The sequence below is a fragment of the Xanthobacter cornucopiae genome (assembly GCF_043195065.2).
Taxonomy (GTDB): Bacteria; Pseudomonadota; Alphaproteobacteria; order Rhizobiales; family Xanthobacteraceae; genus Xanthobacter.
In genome coordinates, this window is sequence record NZ_CM195531.1 from 2,318,188 (window position 1) to 2,337,973 (window position 19,786).

Annotated in this window: 17 protein-coding genes; 5 read left to right on the top strand and 12 right to left on the bottom strand. The window is 69.7% G+C overall.

Going from position 1 to position 19,786, the window contains the following annotated elements; translation table 11 throughout:
• Nucleotides 1-136 precede the first annotated feature (136 nt).
• Complete coding sequence (locus tag V5F53_RS10315) at nucleotides 137-622, bottom strand: hypothetical protein (protein ID WP_393996348.1); 486 nt, start codon at nucleotides 620-622, stop codon at nucleotides 137-139.
• A 291-nt stretch (nucleotides 623-913) separates the two neighbouring features.
• On the opposite strand from V5F53_RS10315, the gene V5F53_RS10320 reads away from it, so the two are divergent.
• Nucleotides 914-1,501 carry a TMEM175 family protein gene (locus V5F53_RS10320; protein ID WP_393996349.1) on the top strand — a complete coding sequence of 196 codons (588 nt, stop codon included), beginning with the start codon at nucleotides 914-916 and terminating at the stop codon, nucleotides 1,499-1,501.
• On the opposite strand, the gene V5F53_RS10325 is transcribed toward V5F53_RS10320, so the two are convergent.
• The 5 genes from V5F53_RS10325 to V5F53_RS10345 all read right to left on the bottom strand — a co-directional run bounded on the left by V5F53_RS10325 (nucleotide 1,467) and on the right by V5F53_RS10345 (nucleotide 7,188).
• Nucleotides 1,467-2,030 carry a YcgN family cysteine cluster protein gene (locus V5F53_RS10325; protein WP_393996350.1) on the bottom strand — a complete coding sequence of 188 codons (564 nt, stop codon included), beginning with the start codon at nucleotides 2,028-2,030 and terminating at the stop codon, nucleotides 1,467-1,469. The genes V5F53_RS10320 and V5F53_RS10325 overlap by 35 nt on opposite strands.
• Nucleotides 2,031-2,283: 253 nt before the next feature.
• Nucleotides 2,284-4,191 (bottom strand): sulfate adenylyltransferase subunit CysN, encoded by a 1,908-nt coding sequence (gene cysN / locus V5F53_RS10330; RefSeq protein WP_393996351.1) that lies wholly within the window; start codon nucleotides 4,189-4,191, stop codon nucleotides 2,284-2,286.
• A complete protein-coding gene (gene cysD / locus V5F53_RS10335; RefSeq protein WP_393996352.1) occupies nucleotides 4,191-5,099 on the bottom strand; it encodes a sulfate adenylyltransferase subunit CysD in 909 nt (302 codons plus the stop codon). Before cysD ends, cysN begins: the two co-directional genes overlap by 1 nt.
• Nucleotides 5,100-5,239: 140 nt before the next feature.
• Nucleotides 5,240-6,460 carry a class I SAM-dependent RNA methyltransferase gene (locus V5F53_RS10340; protein WP_393996543.1) on the bottom strand — a complete coding sequence of 407 codons (1,221 nt, stop codon included), beginning with the start codon at nucleotides 6,458-6,460 and terminating at the stop codon, nucleotides 5,240-5,242.
• Nucleotides 6,461-6,468: 8 nt separating this feature from the next.
• A complete protein-coding gene (locus tag V5F53_RS10345; protein ID WP_393996353.1) occupies nucleotides 6,469-7,188 on the bottom strand; it encodes a TlyA family RNA methyltransferase in 720 nt (239 codons plus the stop codon).
• 220 nt (nucleotides 7,189-7,408) lie between these two features.
• Here V5F53_RS10345 and V5F53_RS10350 point away from each other — a divergent pair, with 220 nt between their 5' ends.
• Both V5F53_RS10350 and V5F53_RS10355 read left to right on the top strand, forming a co-directional pair.
• Nucleotides 7,409-7,969, top strand: a complete 561-nt coding sequence (locus V5F53_RS10350) for a hypothetical protein (protein WP_393996354.1) — start codon at nucleotides 7,409-7,411, stop codon at nucleotides 7,967-7,969.
• 191 nt (nucleotides 7,970-8,160) lie between these two features.
• On the top strand, nucleotides 8,161-8,628 hold the full coding sequence (locus V5F53_RS10355) for a hypothetical protein (protein ID WP_393996355.1): 468 nt from the start codon (nucleotides 8,161-8,163) through the stop codon (nucleotides 8,626-8,628).
• A gap of 693 nt (nucleotides 8,629-9,321) precedes the next feature.
• Here the strand turns inward: V5F53_RS10355 and V5F53_RS10360 are convergent.
• The 6 genes from V5F53_RS10360 to urtA form a co-directional block, all read right to left on the bottom strand.
• On the bottom strand, nucleotides 9,322-10,242 hold the full coding sequence (locus V5F53_RS10360; RefSeq protein ID WP_393996356.1) for an urease accessory protein UreE: 921 nt from the start codon (nucleotides 10,240-10,242) through the stop codon (nucleotides 9,322-9,324).
• 419 nt (nucleotides 10,243-10,661) lie between these two features.
• The gene (urtE, locus tag V5F53_RS10365) at nucleotides 10,662-11,357 is read right to left on the bottom strand and encodes an urea ABC transporter ATP-binding subunit UrtE (RefSeq protein ID WP_393996357.1); all 696 of its coding nucleotides are present in this window, start codon (nucleotides 11,355-11,357) and stop codon (nucleotides 10,662-10,664) included.
• 7 nt (nucleotides 11,358-11,364) lie between these two features.
• The gene (gene urtD / locus V5F53_RS10370) at nucleotides 11,365-12,111 is read right to left on the bottom strand and encodes an urea ABC transporter ATP-binding protein UrtD (RefSeq protein WP_393996544.1); all 747 of its coding nucleotides are present in this window, start codon (nucleotides 12,109-12,111) and stop codon (nucleotides 11,365-11,367) included.
• 182 nt (nucleotides 12,112-12,293) lie between these two features.
• On the bottom strand, nucleotides 12,294-13,412 hold the full coding sequence (gene urtC, locus V5F53_RS10375; protein ID WP_393996358.1) for an urea ABC transporter permease subunit UrtC: 1,119 nt from the start codon (nucleotides 13,410-13,412) through the stop codon (nucleotides 12,294-12,296).
• Nucleotides 13,409-15,097: an urea ABC transporter permease subunit UrtB gene (gene urtB, locus V5F53_RS10380; protein ID WP_393996359.1), complete on the bottom strand. Its 1,689-nt coding sequence runs from the start codon at nucleotides 15,095-15,097 to the stop codon at nucleotides 13,409-13,411. The genes urtC and urtB overlap by 4 nt, the downstream gene beginning before the upstream one ends.
• A 740-nt stretch (nucleotides 15,098-15,837) precedes the next feature.
• The gene (gene urtA / locus V5F53_RS10385; protein ID WP_393996360.1) at nucleotides 15,838-17,163 is read right to left on the bottom strand and encodes an urea ABC transporter substrate-binding protein; all 1,326 of its coding nucleotides are present in this window, start codon (nucleotides 17,161-17,163) and stop codon (nucleotides 15,838-15,840) included.
• 373 nt (nucleotides 17,164-17,536) lie between these two features.
• On the opposite strand from urtA, the gene V5F53_RS10390 reads away from it, so the two are divergent.
• Nucleotides 17,537-18,148 (top strand): carbonic anhydrase, encoded by a 612-nt coding sequence (locus tag V5F53_RS10390; protein ID WP_393996361.1) that lies wholly within the window; start codon nucleotides 17,537-17,539, stop codon nucleotides 18,146-18,148.
• A gap of 154 nt (nucleotides 18,149-18,302) precedes the next feature.
• Complete coding sequence (mgtE, locus tag V5F53_RS10395) at nucleotides 18,303-19,682, top strand: magnesium transporter (protein WP_393996362.1); 1,380 nt, start codon at nucleotides 18,303-18,305, stop codon at nucleotides 19,680-19,682.
• Nucleotides 19,683-19,786 lie beyond the last annotated feature (104 nt).

Below are 19,786 nucleotides of genomic sequence, written 5' to 3' on the forward strand. Positions count from 1 at the left end.
GCGGGTGGGGGCGACACCCGTCCGCGACAACCGCACCCCCAGACAGGAGCACCCCCGCGGGCGCGATCCCACGGGGGTGCTTCAGAACGACCGGAGCCCGATGGGCGCCGGGAAAATCAACGCGGCGGTAAACCGCTCAGTTCGCGGCGATGCCGGCGAAGGTGGCGGCGGGGATGCGGAAGAAGCCGCGGCCGTTGGAGAGCGCCTGATAATGCACGGAAGCGCCGGCCAGCAGGCGCTCATACCACGCCTTCGGGCTGACGCCCTCGGGGCAACCGTCGATGGTCCACACATCCGCGTTGGGCTGGAAACGGACGTGGATCAGCACTTCGTCGGTGGGCTCGGAAACGACAGCCTTGGCAAGGGCAGACATGGAATGCTCCGTCATGAATACAGGACCGCCAGAAAGGCGAAATGAACCGAAGAGGCTTTCCCTCCCGTGCCGGCGATCCGATGCCGACAGGCGGAAATCCCCTCGCCAGACAGTAAAGAGGAGGTCGGGCGGCCAAACCTTGATCACGATCAAAAAATGCGCACCGATGCCATCGCCCGGCCGAAAAAACGTGCCGTCCCCGCCCCCCGCGCGCGGCGTGCCGCCGGAAAACGCGGCGCGCCCACCCATGCGGCTCCGCCGGAAAACCGCCGGACGAAGCGGGCCGCCTCTCCCCTGGGGGAGGCGGCGGCATGGTCGCCACAAGGCGCGCCCGGCGCGGCACGGCCACTGAGCAGGCCGGCGCCGCGCACATCCGCCCCGACGCTGGCAAACCCATTATACGATCGGCCCCGGTCTTCGACCGGTGCCAAGCGGGTCCGCTCAAGCGCCGCGCGGGCTTGACCAAAGGCCCATGAGTCACGCGCACCGGCCTTTGGCATTAGGATGGCGCCCGGTCCAGCTCACCTCGAAGGCCCCCTCATGCGCCCCTCCCCCGAAGCGCGCCCCTTCCCCAAGGCGCGCGTCGACGCGCTCACCGACGGCGTGTTTGCCTTTGCGATGACCCTGCTGGTGGTGGACATCCGCCTGCCCGAGGGGCTGGAGATCACCAGCTCGGCGGCGCTGTGGCAGCACCTGAGGGCGCTGTCGCCACAGGCGGTGGCCTATGTCATCTCGTTCTTCGTGCTGGCCGCCCTGTGGCGCAGCACCATCGCCGTGCGCCATGACGCCGACGATGTCGCCGCCTCCACCTTGAAGCTCTGGCTCTGGTATCTGCTGTTCGTCACCATGGTGCCGTTCTCGTCGGCTCTGGTGGGGCGCTACGGGCAGTTTCCGCCGGCAGTGTGGATCTATGCGGGCAACATGATCGCCCTCGGCGTGCTGTCGCTGCCCCTGCATCGGCTGGAGGTGCCGGCGGCGGAGCGCCCGCGCATGCGCCGGGGCGAACAACACACGATCCTGTTCATCGCCTCGGCCGCCGCCTCGGTGCTCGTCAGCCTCCGGGCCCCGGACTATGCCATGTATGCCTATCTGCTCAACGCCTTGGGGCGCCTGCCGCCGTTCCGCTGACCGGCCGGCGCGGGCGCCCCGCCGGGGCACGCGAGGCCCCCTTGGCGCCCCTGGGCCAGCGCACCGGCCAGGACACCAGCCGCTCCACCAGCTCGAACAGGCCGAACTGGTCCTCCAGCCCGGCCACCCGGCCCGCCACCGACACCCCCGCCGCGCGCACGCTGTCGGCATCGCCCGACACCAGCGGATGCCAGAACGGCAGATCCTTGCCCTCGTCCAGCAGGCGATAGGCGCAGGTGGGCGGCAGCCACGACAGGCTCGCGACCGCCTCCGGCGTCAGCCGCACGCAATCTTCCACGGTCTCGCTGCGATGGGCGTAATCGGCGCAGCGGCAGCCCTCCACGTCGAACAGGCGACAGGCCACATCGGTATAGGCGATGGCGCCGGTGTCCTCGTCCTCCAGCTTGACGAGACAGCAGCGCCCGCAGCCGTCGCACAGGCTCTCCCACTGCTCAGCGCTCATGGCGGCCAGCGGCGTGGTGCGCCAGAACGGCGGATCGGCGGCGGGAGGATCGGGTGGGGCGGTCATGGGGCTGCTTTAGCACGCGGCGGACCGCCGAGGCGATGGCCACGCCCGCGAACGACCTGGGAAAGGACCCAGGCAAGAACCAAAGGGAAGGGACCAACGGGAAGGGATTAAAAAAGGACGGCCAAGCGGGCCGCCCGGCAAGCGCCCCAGAAGCCAGGCCCAGACGCCAAGCCCAGACGCCAGGCCAAACGACGCCGCCAAAGTCCAAGCCAAGGGCCGGCGCTGCACGCCCCGGCCCCGCTTGGCGACCCGTTCAGCCCAGGTAGCCGCCGGCCCGCAGGTGGGCGACGATCTGGTCGGCCATCTCCTCCGGCGCCGAGACACCGCCGGCCAGGCGGATTTCCGGCGCCTCGGGCGGCTCGTAGGGGCTGTCGATGCCGGTGAAATTCTTGATCTGCCCGGCCCGCGCCCGCTTGTAGAGCCCCTTCACGTCGCGGTTTTCCGCCACGTCCAGCGGCGTATCCACGAAGATTTCGATGAACTCGCCCGGCGGCAGCAGCTCGCGCGCCATCTGCCGCTCGGCGCGGAACGGCGAAATGAAGGACACCAAAGTAATCAGCCCGGCATCCACGAACAGCTTCGACACCTCGGCCACGCGGCGGATGTTCTCCACCCGGTCGGCCTCGGTGAAGCCGAGATCCTTGTTGAGGCCGTGGCGCACATTGTCGCCGTCCAGCAGGGCGGTATGGCGCCCCTCGGCGTTCAGGCGCTTTTCCACCAGGTTCGCCACCGTGGACTTGCCGGCGCCCGACAGGCCGGTGAACCACAACACCACCGGCCGCTGGCCCTTCATGGCGGCGCGGCTCTCCTTGGAGACGTTGAGCTGCTGCCAGTGCACGTTGGTGGCACGCCGAAGGCCGAAATCCACCATGCCGGCGCCGACCGTGAGGTTGCTCATGCGGTCGATGACGATGAAGGCGCCGGCCTGCGGCACCTCGGCGAAGGGGTCGAAGGCAATGGGGTCGTGGGTGGCGATGTTGACCACCGCCACCTCGTTCAGCGCCAGGGTCTTGGCGGCCAGGCGCTGGAAAGTGTTCACGTCCAGCTTATGCTTGATCTCGGTGACCTGCGCGCCCACCGAGCGGGTACCGATCTTGATGAGATAGGGCCGGCCGGGCAACAGCGGCTCGTCATGCATCCAGATGAGATGGGCGGCGAACTGGTCGGACACCTCCGGCCGGTCGCCGGCGGCCGCCAGCACGTCGCCGCGCGAAACGTCCACCTCATCGGTGAGCGTGAGGGTGACCGCCTGACCGGGGCCCGCCTCCTCCAGCTCTCCATCCTTGGTGACAATGGCCTTGACGCGGCTGGTGGCACCGGAGCCGGCCACCACCACCGCGTCGCCGGGACGCACCAGGCCCGAGACGACGGTGCCGGAGAAGCCCCGGAAATCCAGGTTCGGCCGGTTCACCCACTGCACCGGCATGCGGAACGGCCGGCCGAGCGCGTCGCTGGCCACCTCCACATGCTCCAGGTGCTCCAGCAGGGTCGGGCCGCTGTACCAGGGGGTGCGGGTGCTCTTCTCGATCACATTGTCGCCGAACCGGGCGCTGAGCGGGATCGGCACCAGAGTTTCGAAGCCGAAATCGGCGGCGAAGGCGGCATAGGTGCGCACGATCTCGTCGAAGCGGGCCTGGGAGAAGTCCACCAGGTCGATCTTGTTCACCGCCAGCACCACATGCTTCAGGCCGAGCAGCTTGACGATGTAGGAATGGCGCCGGGTCTGGGTGAGGATGCCCTGGCGGGCGTCCACCAGGATCACGGCTAGGTCGGAATTCGAGGCCCCGGTGGCCATGTTGCGCGTGTACTGCTCATGGCCGGGGGTGTCCGCGACGATGAACTTGCGCCGGTCGGTGGCGAAGAAGCGGTAGGCCACGTCGATGGTGATGCCCTGCTCGCGCTCGGCGGCGAGGCCATCCACCAGCAGCGCGAAGTCGAGATCGTCGCCGACCGTGCCATGCTTGCGCGAATCGGCGGACAGGCTGGCCAGCTGGTCCTCGAACAGCAGCTTGGTGTCGTAGAGCAGGCGGCCGATGAGGGTGCTCTTGCCGTCGTCGACGCTGCCGCAGGTGAGGAAGCGCAGCAGGCTCTTTTGCTCCTGGGCGGCGAGGTAGGCGCTGAAGCTGGAGAATTCCGGCGGCGCGGCGGGATGATCGGTCATCAGAAATAGCCCTCCCGCTTCTTCTTCTCCATGGAGGCGGCCTCGTCATGGTCGATGAGACGCCCGGCGCGCTCGGAGGTGCGGGCGGTGAGCATCTCCGCCACGATCTTCTCCAGCGTATCGGCCTCGCTCTCCACGGCGGCGGTGAGCGGATAGCAGCCGAGCGTTCGGAAGCGGATGTGCCGGGTCTGCGGCACCTCGCCGGGCAGGAGCGGGAAGCGCGCGTCGTCCACCATCAGCAGCTGGCCGGAGCGCTCCACCACCGGCCGGTCGGCGGCGAAATAGAGCGGCACGATGGGGATGCGCTCGGACAGGATGTATTGCCAGATGTCGAGCTCGGTCCAGTTGGACAGCGGGAACACGCGGATGCTCTCGCCCGCCTTCACCCGGGTGTTGTAGAGGCTCCACAGCTCCGGCCGCTGGGTCTTGGGGTCCCAGCCGTGGTTGGCGGTGCGGAAGGAGAACACGCGCTCCTTGGCGCGGCTCTTCTCCTCGTCGCGGCGGGCGCCGCCGAACGCGGCGTCGAAGCCATGCTTGGTCAGCGCCTGCTTGAGCGCCTCGGTCTTCATCACATGGGTGTAGAGGTTTGAGCCGTGGTCGAACGGATTGACGTTCTGCGCCAGCCCGTCGGGATTGGTGTAGGTGATCAGCTCGAAGCCCAGCTCCCGCGCCATGCGATCGCGGAAGGCGATCATCTCGCGGAACTTCCACGTGGTGTCGATGTGCATCAACGGGAAGGGCGGCTTCGACGGGTAGAAGGCCTTCACCGCGAGATGCAGCATCACCGCGGAATCCTTGCCGATGGAATAGAGCATCACCGGATTGCGGAATTCGGAGGCCACCTCCCGCATGATGAAGATGGATTCGGCCTCAAGACGCTTCAAATGCGTCAAACGCTCTGACGACATCGACCCGGCTACTCCTTCATGCCCCAGCCCGCGTCCACCAGCCGGCATCGGCTTTCATTTCACCCGGTCTATATGTTCTTAAACTCATATTCCACACAATTTGTTAATGTGAAATATTTCACACAAAATTCAGGTTATACTCAGCGATCAAACACCGCCACCAGCTCCACATGGGGCGAGTAGCGGAACTGGTCCACCGGCGTCACGCCGCCGAGGCGCCAGCCGCCCGCCACCAGGATGCGGGCATCGCGGGCGAAGGTGGTGGCGTTGCAGGACACATAGACCAGCCGGCCCACCTTGGCGGCGGCCAGCTCGCGGGCCTGCGCCTCCGCCCCCTGGCGCGGCGGATCGATCACCACGGCGTCGAAGGCGCTGAGCTCCTGGGCCATCAGCGGCCGGCGGAACAGGTCCCGCGCCTCGCCGCTCACCGCCTTCAGGCCGGGGGCATGGGCCGCCTTCACCAGCGCCGCCAGCGCCGGGGCGTGGCTTTCCGCCGCAAACACGCGCGCCGTCGCCGCCAGCCGCAGCGCGAAGGTGCCGACGCCGGAGAACAGGTCTGCCACCTTCCGCGCGCCCGCGGTGGCCGCGCATACGGCGTGGGCAAGATGCGCCTCGCCGGCCGCCGTGGCCTGCAGGAAGGCGGCGGGTGGCAACTCCACCCGCGCCGCGCCCATGGCCAGCGCCGGGGCGGCGCGCTGCAGCACCAGTTCCCCATGGCGGGTGAGCCGGGCCAAATCGAAGCGCTCGGCCAGGGCGGCGAGTTCCGTCAAGAGCTTGGGTGGCAGCGGGCCGGAGCCGCGCACGTCCATGTCGAGCCCGGTGTCGGTGGCAACCACCTGCAGGTCGAGCGGCTTCTTCAGCGGCGCCAGCGCCCGCGCCACCGCCTGCGCCGCCGGCAGGGCCCGGGACAGCCCCGGCGCCAGCACCGGGCACCCCTCCAGCGCCACCATGGCATGGGACTTGCGCTCGGCGAAGCCCACCACCGTCTCGGCGCCATATTGGCGGGCATGGAAAATGACGCGCCGGCGGCCCTCGCCGTGGGCATCCACCAGCGGCGCCACCTCCGCTTCGAGCCCCTCCCGCGCCAGTGCCTCCGCCACCAGGGCCCGCTTCCAGGCAAAATAGGGATCCAGCCGCCAATGCTGGGTCAGGCAGCCACCGCAGCGGCCGAAATGGACGCACGCCGGCGCCACCCGCTCCGGGCTCGGCTCCAGCACCTCGGCAAGGCGCAGCCGATCGCCCTCCAGGGTGCCGCGCACCCGCTCGCCGGCCAGGGCATAGGGCACGAACACCGGGCCGCCCGGCCCCTCGGCGACGCCGTCGCCCTGAGCGCCCACCCGGCGCACCACCAGATCCAGCATCGGCACGCTCACGGACGTTCAGCCCCCAGCAGATATTCCACATTGCCGTCGCCGCCGGCGATGGGCGAGGGCACCAGCCCCATCACCCGCCAGCCGAGGCCGGTCACCAGGTCCGCCGCCGCCGCGCAGACCACCTCGCGCACCTGGGGATCGCGCACGATGCCCTTCTTCAGCGCCGCGCGCCCGGCCTCGAACTGGGGCTTCACCAGCGCCACCAGCCGGGCGTGGGAGGCGGCGAAGGCGAGCGCCGCCGGCAGCACCTGCCGGAGCGAGATGAAGCTCACATCCACCACCACTAGGCCCACCGGCACCGGAATCGCGGCGCGGTCGAGGGTGCGGATGTCGGTTTCCTCCATCACGCTCACCTCCCGCCGGCCGCGCAGGCTGGCATGGAACTGGTCGCGCCCCACGTCCACGGCGAACACATGGCGGGCGCCCTGGCGCAGCAGCACGTCGGTGAAGCCACCGGTGGAGGCGCCCACATCCAGCGCCACCCGGCCGGCGACCTCGATGCCGAACGCCCTCAGGCCGGCTTCGAGCTTCAGCCCCCCGCGCGAGACGAACCCATGCACGTCGGAAGCCTCGATGCAGGCATCGTCGGCCACGTCCTGGGCCGGCTTGGCGACCACGACGCCGTCCACCCGCACCAGCCCGGCCGCCACCGCCGCCTGGGCCCGGGCGCGGCTCTCGAACAGGCCGCGCTCCACAAGAAGTCGATCAATGCGCATGGGCGCCCCGCTTCGGCCCCACGGCCCGCCTACGGTATAATAATACATATGACCGCGCCAACGGCCATGCCGCGACGCAAAACCATACCTTGTGCGGTCGCGAACGGGCGGCCGCCGTGATATGCCATGCACGCGGGGGAAGCAAATTGGCGATCGGATGCCACCTGGGCGGGGGAGATCCTCCGGCCGGGGTGTTGGCATGCGACGGAATCCTGGGACCATGCAACAGCACCTCCAGTCCAAACCGGCCCGGCCCGCGCCCCGCTGGCCGCTCATCGCCTTCGCCCTCGCGCTCAGCCTGTCCTCTGCCGTCGCGGCTGCGACCGGGGAGGCCGCCAAGGGCAAGGCGCCCAAGCGCGCGGACAGTCCCAAGGACAACCGGGTGTGGCTGCTGGCGCGCACCGACGAGACCACCAGCCTGCGCTTCGGCGCCCCCGGCATTGGCGACCCGGTGTTCGCCGTGGCCTGCCAGCCCGGGGCCGGCCTGCTGCAATTCACGGTGGAGGTGGCCTCCACCAAGATTCGCTCCGGCGACGGCGTGGCGCTGTCGCTGGCCGCCGGCAAGAGGCGGCTGGAACTGGCCGCCTCCACCTTTCGCGGCGCCACCGACGGGCTGGTGGTGGCGGAGGCGGCGGTGTCGCTGGAAGACCGCGTGCTGGACCTGTTCGCCGACGGCGAAACCCTGACCGTGCGCGCCCCCGGCACCACCGCCAGCTTTCCCCTGGCGGGCGCCCGGGCGAAGCTGCCGGACTTCCGCAAGGGCTGCCTGACGCGGCGGTGATGCCGATCCCTTGCCCGTCGCCCCGCGCGGCCGGATCGGGCAGCCCTTTTCCGCCGGGCCGGAGCGCGCGCCGGCCCGGCGGTTAACCCTCGTTTCAGAATGACCCGCCCGCGGGCACCCGGAGGCGGCGCCGGGCCTTCACCTTCCCGCGACAGCCACTATGATCCGCGCCGGATCCAAAGGAACATCCCATGCTCCGTCCGCTCATCGCCCTCTCCACCGTCCTCGCGCTGACCCTGCCGGCCGCCGCCCAGCAGAAGATGACCTGGCACACCCAGGAGACCGAGGACAGCGCCGCGCTGGTCTTCGGCGTGCCCGAGACCGACGAGGTTCTGCTGTTCTTCGTCTGCAAGCCGGGCTCGGACGCGGTGACCGCGCAGAGCCAGATCGGCTCCAAGGGCCTGGAGCGGGAGGCCGCCGCCACCCTCACCCTGGCGGCCGGCAGCGTCAAGAAGACGCTCAAGGGCAAGGCCGTGGGCAATGAGGAAAACACCAACGTGGACGTGGAAGCCCCCGCCAGGATCGCCGACGTGAAGGCGCTGGCAAAGGGCGGCGCCACCTTGTCCGTCGAGGTGAAGGGCGCCAAGCAGAAGGTCAGCCTTTCCGGGGTCGGCGAGGCACTCGCCAAGTTCGAGGCCGCCTGCAAGCCCAAAAGCTGAACCAGACAGAGTGCTGAGTCACCCCAAGAGCTGAGGGCGCAGCGCCATCGGGCGGATCACTCGCCCGGCCGGGGCAAAGACCCAGCCGGGACAAGTCCCCAGCCGAGGCAAGTGCCCCCTCAGCCGCTGGCCGGCGGCACCATCCCGGCCCGGGCCCGCCGCCCGCATGGGCGCGCACACGCAGTAACGGGGGGCGATGACGATTCTGGCGATCGCTTGCCGGAAGAGGGCGCTTCCCCGTCAACGCCGGGCAATTGGTGCCAAGAAAGTGGTGCCAAGAAAGTGGTGCCAGAAAATGGTGCCAACAGAGCTGCGGAAGGAAAGCCGCGGCGGACACCGGTCGGCACGACGCGCACGGCTTCAATCACGCCCATGCGCCGCCTGAGCGAACCGGAGGGCAGTCCCCTGCCCGCTCCAGCCTGTTCCCACGTGCGCCGGCGTGGCGCTGGGGAGGGGCGAAGGCGCGGCGAAACCTGGCCGCCCCGGGCATCGCGTGATGGATGCACGCGCACCCGCTGCCGCCGCCCCCGCGCGCGCCATGGCGCTCCCGCCGTGCCAACCCGGCGCAGATCATCCCGCACGCGCGGCCACGACCGGCTGGCCCCGAGCCCGCGGCGGCGAGCGACGCCCCTGGACACCCCTGGACGCCCGCCCCCTGAAGACCGTCACGCGCGCCGAAAGCTGCCCCCAGCTTCAGCCGTGCCGATGCCCGCAGCCGGGCCCATGGACATGCCCGCCTGCAGCCGACGCCGCCGCCCCGTGCCCGTGATCGGAGTGCCCGTGATCGTGATGGGCATGGTCGTGCGCTCCATGCCCGTGATCGTGCCCGCAGCCGGGCCCATGAACATGTCCGCCCGCAGCCGACGCCGCCGACCCGTGCCCATGATCGGAGTGCCCATGATCGTGATGGGCATGGTCGTGCGCGTCATGGCCGTGATCGTGCCCGCAGCCGGGCCCATGAACATGTCCGCCCGCAGCCGACGCCGCCGACCCGTGCCCGTGATCGGAATGCCCATGATCGTGATGGGCATGGTCGTGCGCGTCATGGCCGTGATCGTGCCCGCAGCCGGGCCCATGGACATGTCCGCCCGCAGCCGACGCCGCCGACCCGTGCCCGTGATCGGAGTGCCCATGATCGTGATGGGCATGGTCGTGCACCCCATCGCCGTGCGCGTCGCCTGCCGCTTCAAGGGCGCCCTTCTCCGGGCGGAAGGCGCGTGCCACTGCCGTGACGCTGACGCCGAATCCACGCACCCGTTCGCTCAGCGCGGCATCTTCGGGAAAATAAACGGCATCCTCCGTAAGCTCCACCGGCACATGACGGCTGCCCAGGTGCCAGACCACGCGCAGCAGCCGTTGCGGGCTCGGCGTGCGCACCTCGATCAGGCGCTCGGTCGCGGCCTTGACGCGGACCAGGCTGCCGTCCTCCAGCTTCACCGCGTCCCCATCGTCGAGGACCGTGGCCTTGTCGAGGTCGAGCTGGACGGCGAGCCCCGCGTCGGTGGTGAAAGCGAAGCTCCGGCCGAACCGGGCCCGATGATCGAGGGTCAGCTCGTCCACGACCCGCTCATCGCGGACGGCCGGGCGGCGAACAATGGTGGTGGCGCGGGTCATCTCATCCTCCGGGATCGCTTCCCGATGCCACCTTATACCATCGGCCGCGATCTTCGACCGGTGCCAAGCTTCGACCGGTGCCAAGCGGGTCCGCTCAAGCGCCGCGCAGGCTTGACCAAAGGCCCACGAGTCACGCTCACGGGCCTTTCTGTGTCATCCCGCCGGAGACAATATCCAGCCCGCGCCCATCCGCGGCCGGGGGCCGCTCCCGGCCTCCGGATCGGCCTCAAGCGGGGCGTCACGGGCGCCTGCCCGCCGCGTCCCCATCGTCCCCGAGGAGGTGGCGGCGATGTCTCCGTCCAGGCCGCCGCCGCACGGGCCGCCGCGACCGGGCGCGGCGCGAACGACACTCCCCGCCGGAACCCGGAGCGGGACCGCCCGCGCCATCACCGACGCGCGGGAGCACCGGCCGCCTGCCCTCAGATCGCCATCAGGCGGCGCACGTCGTCCCCGTGCAGGCCGCTGCCCTCGCCCGATGCCACCACCTCGCCGCGGTCCATCAGGATGAAGCTGTCGGCAAGCTCGCGCGCGAACTCGAAATACTGCTCCACCAGCACGATGGCCATGTCGCCCTTGTCGCGCAGGTAGGAGATGGCGCGGCCGATGTCCTTGATGATGGAGGGCTGGATGCCCTCGGTGGGCTCGTCCAGCAGCAGCAGGCGCGGCCGCGTCACCAGCGCCCGGCCGATGGCCAATTGCTGCTGCTGGCCGCCGGACAGGTCGCCGCCCCGCCGCTTGAGCATGGATTTGAGCACCGGGAACAGCTCGAACACCTCGTCGGGAATGAACCTGTCGCGTGACGCGAGGCGAGCATAGCCGGTCTCCAGGTTCTCCTTCACCGACAGCAGCGGGAACACCTCGCGCCCCTGGGGCACGAAGCCGATGCCGCGCGCCGCGCGATCGGGCGTGGAGAGGCGGGAAATCTCCTCCCCGCCCAGGGTGATCGCCCCCCCGGCGATGGGCCTTTGCCCGACGATGGCCCGCAGCAGCGAGGTCTTGCCCACGCCGTTGCGCCCGAGCACGCAGGTGACCTTGCCCGCCTCGGCGGTCACCGACACCTTCTTCAGCGTGTAGGCAGCGCCGTAATAGAGGTCGAGATTCTCCACCTTCAGCATGGCGCGCTCACCTTCCCAGATACACTTCGATGACACGCGGGTCGGCGCTGACCTGGTCGAGCGGGCCCTCGGCCAGCACCGAGCCCTCATGCAGCACCGTCACCTTCACGTCGAGGTCGCGCACGAACTGCATGTCGTGCTCCACCACCACCACCGCGCGGGTCCTGGCGATCTCCTTCAGCAGCACGGCCGTGTCGGCGGTCTCCTGGTCGGTCATGCCGGCGGCGGGCTCGTCCACCAGCAGCAGGCGGGGTTCCTGCGCCAGCAGCATGCCGATCTCAAGCCACTGCTTCTGGCCGTGGCTCAGGTCGCCGGCGCGGCGCCGGCGGTGGTCCTGGAGACGCACCCGCTCCAACAACTCGTCCACCCGCGCCGCCTCGTGCGGGGTGCGATGCCAGCGGATGTTGGCGAAGGCCCGCCGGTCCGCCTTCACCGCCAGCAGAATGTTGTCCTCCACCGTGTGCATGTCGAACACGGTGGGGGTCTGGAACTTGCGGCCGATGCCGAGCTGGGCGATGGCCGCCTCGTCCAGGGCGGTGAGGTCGTTGATGCCGGCAAACAGGGCGGTGCCGCTGTTGGGCCGCGTCTTGCCGGTGATGACGTCCATCATGGTGGTCTTGCCGGCGCCGTTGGGGCCGATGATGGCCCGCATCTCCCGTTCGCCGATGACGAGGGACAAGGCATTGAGCGCCCGGAAGCCGTCGAAGGAGACGGTGATGGCGTCGAGATAGAGCAGCGCCGAGGTCAGCGCCAGCGGGTTGCGCCCCGGGCGCGCCGCCGCCAGCTGGGCGTCGTCCGCCTCCAGCGACAGGGCGCCGGGCGACTTCACCACCTCCGGCGCGGGCGCGCGGATGGTGCCGGGCGCCGGCGCGCCGGCCAGCGACTTGGCGGCGAGGGTCTTGGCGTTCAGGGGGGTGGGGGTGAGGCTCATGGGGCTCACTCCGCCGGGCTGGCCGCGGGGGCGGCGGGGGCCGGCCGGCGCCAGCGTTCGGAGAGCTGCGACCACAGGCCCAGCACGCCTCTCGGCAGGAACAGCGTCACCCCCACGAACAGGGCGCCGAGGGCGAACAGCCACGCCTCTGGCAGCATGCCGGTGAACCAGGTCTTGCCCGCATTGACCAGCAGCGCCCCCAGGGCCGCGCCCACCAGGGTGCCGCGCCCGCCCACCGCCACCCAGATCACCATTTCAATGGACTGGGCCGGCGCGAACTCGCCGGGATTGATGATGCCCACCTGGGGCACATAGAGCGCGCCGGCCACCCCGGCCAGCATGGCCGACAGCACCCACGCCAGCAGCTTGTAGTTCTGCACCCGGTAGCCGAGGAAGCGGGTGCGGCTTTCCGCGTCGCGCACCGCCACCAGCACCTTGCCGTACTTGGAGGTCACCAGCGCCCGGCAGATGAGATAGCCCCCCGCCAAGGCCAGCGCCGAGGCCACGAACAGCACCAGACGGGTTGACGGCGCCTGGATGGAGAAGCCCAGAATGTCCTTGAAATCGGTGAGGCCGTTGTTGCCGCCGAAGCCCATGTCGTTGCGGAAAAAGGCCAGCATCAGCGCGAACGTCATGGCCTGGGTGATGATGGAGAGATAGACGCCGGTGACCCGCGAGCGGAACGCCAGCCAGCCGAACACGAAGGCCAGCAGCCCCGGCACCGCCACCACCATCAGCAGGGCAAACGGGAACAGGTCGAAGCCGTGCCAGAACCAGGGCAGTTCCTTGTAGTTCAGGAACACCATGAAATCCGGCAGCTCGGGATTGCCGTAGACGCCGCGCGGGCCGATCTGGCGCATGAGGTACATGCCCATGGCATAGCCGCCGAGCGCGAAGAAGGCGCCGTGGCCCAGCGAGAGCACCCCGCAATAGCCCCACACCAGGTCCACCGCCACCGCCAGCAGCGCATAGGCGAGGTACTTGCCCAGCAGCGGGATCATGTAGTCCGGCACATGCAGCGGATGGCCGGGCGGCAACAGCAGGTTCGAGGCCGGCACCAGCACCGCCGCCGCCAGCACGAGGACCAGGAAGATGCCGCCGGTGCGGTCGATGATGCTCCTCATGATTCCACCGCCCGGCCCTTGAGCGCGAACAGGCCGCGCGGGCGCTTCTGGATGAACAGGATGATGGCCACCAGCAGGATGATCTTGCCCAGCACCGCGCCGGCGAACGGCTCCAGCAGCTTGTTGGCGATGCCAAGCGTGAAGGCGCCCACCAGGGTGCCCCAGAGGTTCCCCACCCCGCCGAACACCACCACCATGAACGAATCGATGATGTAGCCCTGGCCGAGGTTGGGGCTGACATTGTCGATCTGCGACAGCGCCACCCCAGCGATGCCGGCGATGCCGGAGCCGAGACCGAAGGTGAGCGCGTCGATGCGCCCGGTGCGGATGCCCATGGCCGCCGCCATGCGCCGGTTCTGGGTGACCGCCCGCACATAGAGGCCGAGCGGCGTGCGCTTCAGCACCAGCAGCAGGGCGAAGAACACCAGCAGCGCAAACACGATGATCCACAATCGGTTGTAGGTGATGGACAACTGTCCCACCTGGAACGCCCCGGACATCCAGGAGGGCGCCCCCACTTCCTGGTTGGTGGGCCCGAAGATGGAGCGGACCGCCTGTTGCAGGATCAGCGACACGCCCCAGGTGGCCAGCAGCGTTTCCAGCGGCCGGCCGTAGAGGAAGCGGATCACCGTGCGCTCGATGAGGATGCCCACCAGGGCGGTGAACAGGAACGCCAGCGGCAACGCGATGGCCAGCGACCAGTCGAACAGGTGCGGCGCCGAGGTGCGAATGGCGTCCTGCACCACGAAGGTGGTGTACGCCCCCAGCATCACCATCTCGCCGTGGGCCATGTTGATGACCCCCATCACCCCGAAGGTGATGGCGAGGCCGATGGCGGCGAGCAGCAGCACCGAGCCCAGCGACAGGCCGTACCAGACGTTCTGCGCCACGCCCCAGAACTTCAGGTTGCGCTCGATGGCGGCGATGCCGGTGGCGGCGGCGGCGGTCACCGCCGGCGGGGCATCCGCCGGCACGGTGCGCAGCAGGCCCAGCGCCTCCTGGTCGCCGCGCGCGGCGATGAGGGCGACGGCCGCCGCCCGCTCGCCCTCCGGTGCGTCCGCCTTGCCGATGAGGATGGCGGCGCGCGCCTGCGCCAGCGCCGCCTTCGCCTCCGGTTGCCGCTCCTGGGCGAGCGCCGCCTCCACCGTCGCCAGCGCCGCCGGGTCGCGCGACTTGAACACCGCGGCCGCAGCCTCGCGCCGGCGGGCCGGGTCCGGGTCGAGCAGGGAGAGGGCGCCCGCCGCCGCCTCGATGGCGCGCCGCACCCGGTTGTTGGCGCGCACCGGCGCAAGGCCCGGCGGCGCGGATGCCACAGGGCCGCCGGTGGCCGCGTCCTCAAGCGCGCCATCGGCGGCGCGGATGAACACCGCCTTGGTGGCGGGATCGAACATCAGCCGCCCCTCGGCCAGGGCGGCGACGATCACCGCCGCCCGGGGGCTACCGCTGGCGGACAAGGCCACCAGCGCGTCGGCGGTATCGGAATAGCTGTCGCTGGCGAACTTCGCCACCACGCCGGACAGATCGGGCGGCGTCTGCGCCCGCGCTCCGGCCACGGTCAGCAGGCCGCAGAGCAGCACCGCGAGCAGGGTGGCGAGCCGCGCGGCCCATGTCGCCGCCCCTGTCGCCGCCCATGCCGCGGCCCAGGCCCGGCCCGCCGACGCGACCAGGGCGCTCGCGGCGGCCATCCGCCGCCACGCCGTCCTCGCCTCCGCCGGTCGCGGGCGGCGCCTGCGGGCGGACCGGCACTCGATGGGCGGGATCGCAAGGGGCATGGGCGTCACATCCGGTGCTGAAGCGGGGGGCGAGCCGCCCGATGGGGCCCGCGACGAAACCTTGGCCGGCGCGGGCCTATGGTCCGCGCAAGACGGGGCGCGCAAGACGGGGCGCGCAAAACAGGGCGCACAAGAGACACGGCGCGAGTTCCGGCGGCGCCGTCCCTTCGACGCCGACGCCCTCGGGATGCGCAGCCCCTGGGACGCGAGCCGTCCGATCACCGGCAGGCATCCGGGCGGCGCGGAGCGGAACTCGCGCGAAGCCGGGCGCGACGCAAACCCAATCGGCGGAGGGCGGGACCCGAGCGGGGGCCGGAACCCTCCGCCCGCGTTCCATCCGCCGTCCGCGATCCCCAGCCCCGCCTGTCCCCCGCCCCGCGCGACGGGCTACGACGCCGCGGCGGGGTGAGGGAGCGGCCGGGACCGGCCTGCGCCCTCTCCCCGGGCAGGGGGGAGAGGGCCGGGTGTGGGCCCCGCCGCGCCGCCAAGAGCTTTGCGGCACGAAAGGGACCCCTCGCCTCCACCCGGCCAACCCCCACCGGGAGGCAGACCGGGATCACCCGAGGCGAACGGCGGGAGCGTCCGGCCGCTGCGTCATCCAGGCGACATCACGCGCTCCGGCGCGCGTCACGCAGACACGCCGCTCGCGCCCCTCACTTGGCGGCGGCGCCGAGGCAGACGTTCTTGGTGGTGTCGAAGTTGCCGCAATTGTACTTCACCCAGTCGGCCACCAGGTTCTTGGAGCCTTCGAGGTAGCGCGACCACGCCTCGCCCGGGATCAGCTCCTTGGTCTTCCACACCACGTCGAACTGGCCATCACCCTCGATCTCGCCGATGAAGACGGGCTTGGTGATGTGGTGGTTCGGAAGCATCTCCGAGATGCCGCCGGTAAGGTTGGCCTGCTTGATGCCCGGCAGCGCCGCGATCACCTTGTCGGGATCGGTGGTGCCGGCCTTCTCGACCGCCTTCACCCACATGTTGAAGCCGATGTAGTGGGCCTCCATGGGATCATTGGTGACGCGCTTGGGGTCCTTGGTGAAGGCGTGCCACTTGGCGATGAAATCCTTGTTCTCCGGCGTGTCGATGGACATGAAGTAGTTCCAGGCCGCCAGGTGCCCCACCAGCGGCTTGGTGTCGATGCCGGCCAGCTCTTCCTCGCCCACCGAGAAGGCGACCACCGGAATGTCGGTGGCCTTGATGCCCTGGTTCGCCAGCTCCTTGTAGAACGGCACGTTGGCATCGCCGTTGATGGTGGACACCACGGCGGTCTTCTTGCCCTGAGAGCCGAACTTCTTGATGTCGGCGACGATGGTCTGCCAATCGGAATGACCAAACGGCGTATAGTTGATCATGATGTCCTCGGCCTTCACGCCGCGGGACTTCAGGTAGGCCTCAAGAATCTTGTTGGTGGTGCGGGGATAGACATAGTCAGTGCCGGCCAGAACCCAGCGCTCGACCTTTTCTTCGTTGGCGAGGTAGTCCACCGCCGGAATCGCCTGCTGGTTGGGCGCGGCGCCGGTGTAGAACACGTTGCGCTCGCTCTCCTCGCCCTCGTACTGCACCGGGTAGAACAGGATGTTGTTCAATTCCTTGAACACCGGCAGCACCGACTTGCGCGATACCGAGGTCCAGGCGCCGAACACCGCCGCCACCTTGTCCTTGGTGATGAGCTCGCGTGCCTTCTCGGCGAACAGCGGCCAGTTGGAGGCCGGGTCCACCACCACCGCCTCCAGCTTCTTGCCGAGCAGGCCGCCCTTCTTGTTCTGCTCCTCGATGAGCATCAGCATCACGTCCTTCAACGTGGTCTCGCTGATGGCCATGGTGCCGGATAGGGAATGCAGGACGCCGACCTTGATGGTCTCTTCCGCCCGTGCCGCGCCGCCAGCGCCGGCCAGGGTGCCCGCCGCCGCGCCCACCAGGGCCGTCGCGGCGGCAAGCCGCCTCAATCCCGTCGTCGCGCTCTTGAACAAACGGAGCATTCCCATCTCCCTTTCGGTGATCTTCCGCCCGTCGGACCGCTCCGGTCCCGGACAGGGCCGCCTCGCGGCAGCAAGCGCCATGCCAAGGGGCACACGAGGCCGTAGGGCGCCGCAAACCGGCGCGGGCACCTCCGCCACCCCCGCGCGACGCTCAAGCCGGCCACACCAAAATACCCCCACACTGCTCACCTTGCGTGCAGGTGATTAATTCTTGACCATTTTCGCCAATGCGGTAGGCAAGCGGCACGCCGGGGCATGCGGGCGCGGTCCATCCCCGGCGGCCTTGCGCGGCGCGAAAACTTGGCGCGCCGGCCCTTGACGCGCGCCGCGCGCGGGCTTTCCGTGCCCACATATGACAAGAAGGAGAGAGCCGGTGGATGATCTGATCGCGGGCTACGAGCGCTTCCGGGAAGTGTCCTGGCCCGAGCGCAAGCAGGTGTTCGAGCAGCTCGCGGCCAAGGGACAGCGACCGGAGACGCTGGTCATCGCCTGCTCCGACAGCCGGGTCGATCCGCAGATGATCTTCGATGCCGGCCCGGGCGAGATGTTCATCGTCCGCAACGTGGCCAACCTGGTGCCCCCCTACAAGCCCGACGCCAATTATCACGGCACCTCGGCCGCCATCGAGTTCGCGGTGCGGGTGCTGAAGGTGAAGCATGTGGTGGTGATGGGGCATGCCCAGTGCGGCGGCGTGCACGCCCTGTTGGACGGCGCCCCGCCGGAGGCCCGCGACTTCGTGGTGGAATGGATGACCATCGCCGAGCCGGCCCGGCGCCAGGCCGAGGCCTCGGGCCTGCCGGGCGCCGAGCGCCAGCGCTTCTGCGAACAGTGCTGCGTCAGGCTCTCCTTGTCCAACCTCGGCTCGTTCCCCTGGGTGGCCGAGCGCGTGGCGGCCGGCGACCTGGAACTCCACGGCGCCTATTTCGGCGTCGCCACCGGGCGCCTGGAGATCCTCCAGGACGACGGCACGTTCAAGGTGGTCTAGGGCCGAACGCCGCGATCCGGTCGCGGCACCGGCTTGCGGTGATTTGATACTGTCATCGACCGCAGATTAGAGATCGCAGGATACCCGCCGCAGCGTCATCGATGCTGCGGCGCGCAGCGCGTTCGCGGGTCGGGCTCCACGGGGGAGAATGGGGATGAACCTGGGCAAATTCAGCAGCGAAGCGGTGGCGGCAACCGCGTCGAATGCGCTGGCCGGCCGCCTCGGCCACGAGCACGTCGCCGACATCGTCGAATTCCTCAACAGCAAGCGGCTCGAGGAAGCCACCGGCATCGTCGCCGCCATGCCGCTGGCCTGGGCGGTGGAGGTGCTGGACCAGCCCCAGTTCCACGACGCCTGCGAGGTGATCGAGGCGCTGCCCCAGGACAAGGCGGTGGCGCTGCTGGAGGGCATGTCCGCCGACCGCGCCGCCGACGTGCTGCGCTGGGTGGAGGACGACGCCCGTGCCCGCCTGCGCAACGGCCTGCCCGCCGACACCCGCGCCGCCATCGACCACCTGCTCACCTTCCCGGAGGGCACGGCGGGATCGCTGATGACCACCGAGTTCGTCAGCGTGCCGTCCGACTGGACCGTGCAGCAGACCCTCGACCACGTGCGCGCCGTGGAAAGCAGCCGCGAGACCATCTACGCCATCTACGTGCTGGAGCCGGTGACACGGCGCCTCGTCAACACCGTGACCCTGCGCCGCCTGATCTCCGGCGTGCCGGACGCCAACATCCTGACCGTGGCGCAGCCCTATGCCCCGATCACGGTGGCGCCCACCCTGTCCCGCGAGGAGGTGGCGCGCACCATCTCCAAATACGACTTCCTGGCGGTGCCGGTGGTGGACACCACCGGCCACATCATCGGCATCGTCACCGTGGACGACGTCATCGACGCCATGATCTCGGAGCAGACCGAGGACGTCCAGCGCATGGGCGGCATGGAGGCCATCGACGAGCCCTATCTCGACATCTCGTTCGTGCAGATGATCAAGAAGCGCGCCGGCTGGCTGTGCGTGCTGTTCCTCTCCGAAATGCTCACCACCTCCGCCATGCAGGTGTTCGCGGACGAGCTGGAGCGGGCCATCGTGCTCGCCTTGTTCATCCCGCTGGTCATGAGCTCGGGCGGCAATTCCGGCTCCCAGGCCACCTCCCTCATCATCCGCGCCCTCGCCCTGCAGGAGGTGAAGCTGAAGGACTGGTGGCGGGTGGCGCTGCGCGAGCTGCCGACCGGCATCGTGCTCGGCTCCATCCTCGGCGTCATCGGCATCATCCGCATCGTCGTGTGGCAGGAAGCCGGCATCTTTGACTATGGCGAGTATTGGAAGCTGCTGGCCGCCACCATCGGCGCGGCGCTGATCGGCATCGTCACCTTCGGCTCGCTCACCGGCTCGCTGCTGCCGTTCGCGCTCAAGCGGCTCGGCTTCGATCCGGCCACCGCCTCCGCCCCGTTCATCGCCACCCTGGTGGACGTGACCGGCATCGTCATCTACTTCTCGGTGGCCTGGCTGTTCCTGCACGGCACCATCCTGTGAGGGTGGCCGCAGGGCGGGACACCGGTCCCGCCCTGCGGAATGGCGCGGGGATCAGCGCGATGCCGGGCCCGTTCGCAGTTGCGCTCGCCCACGCTCCCGGCCCA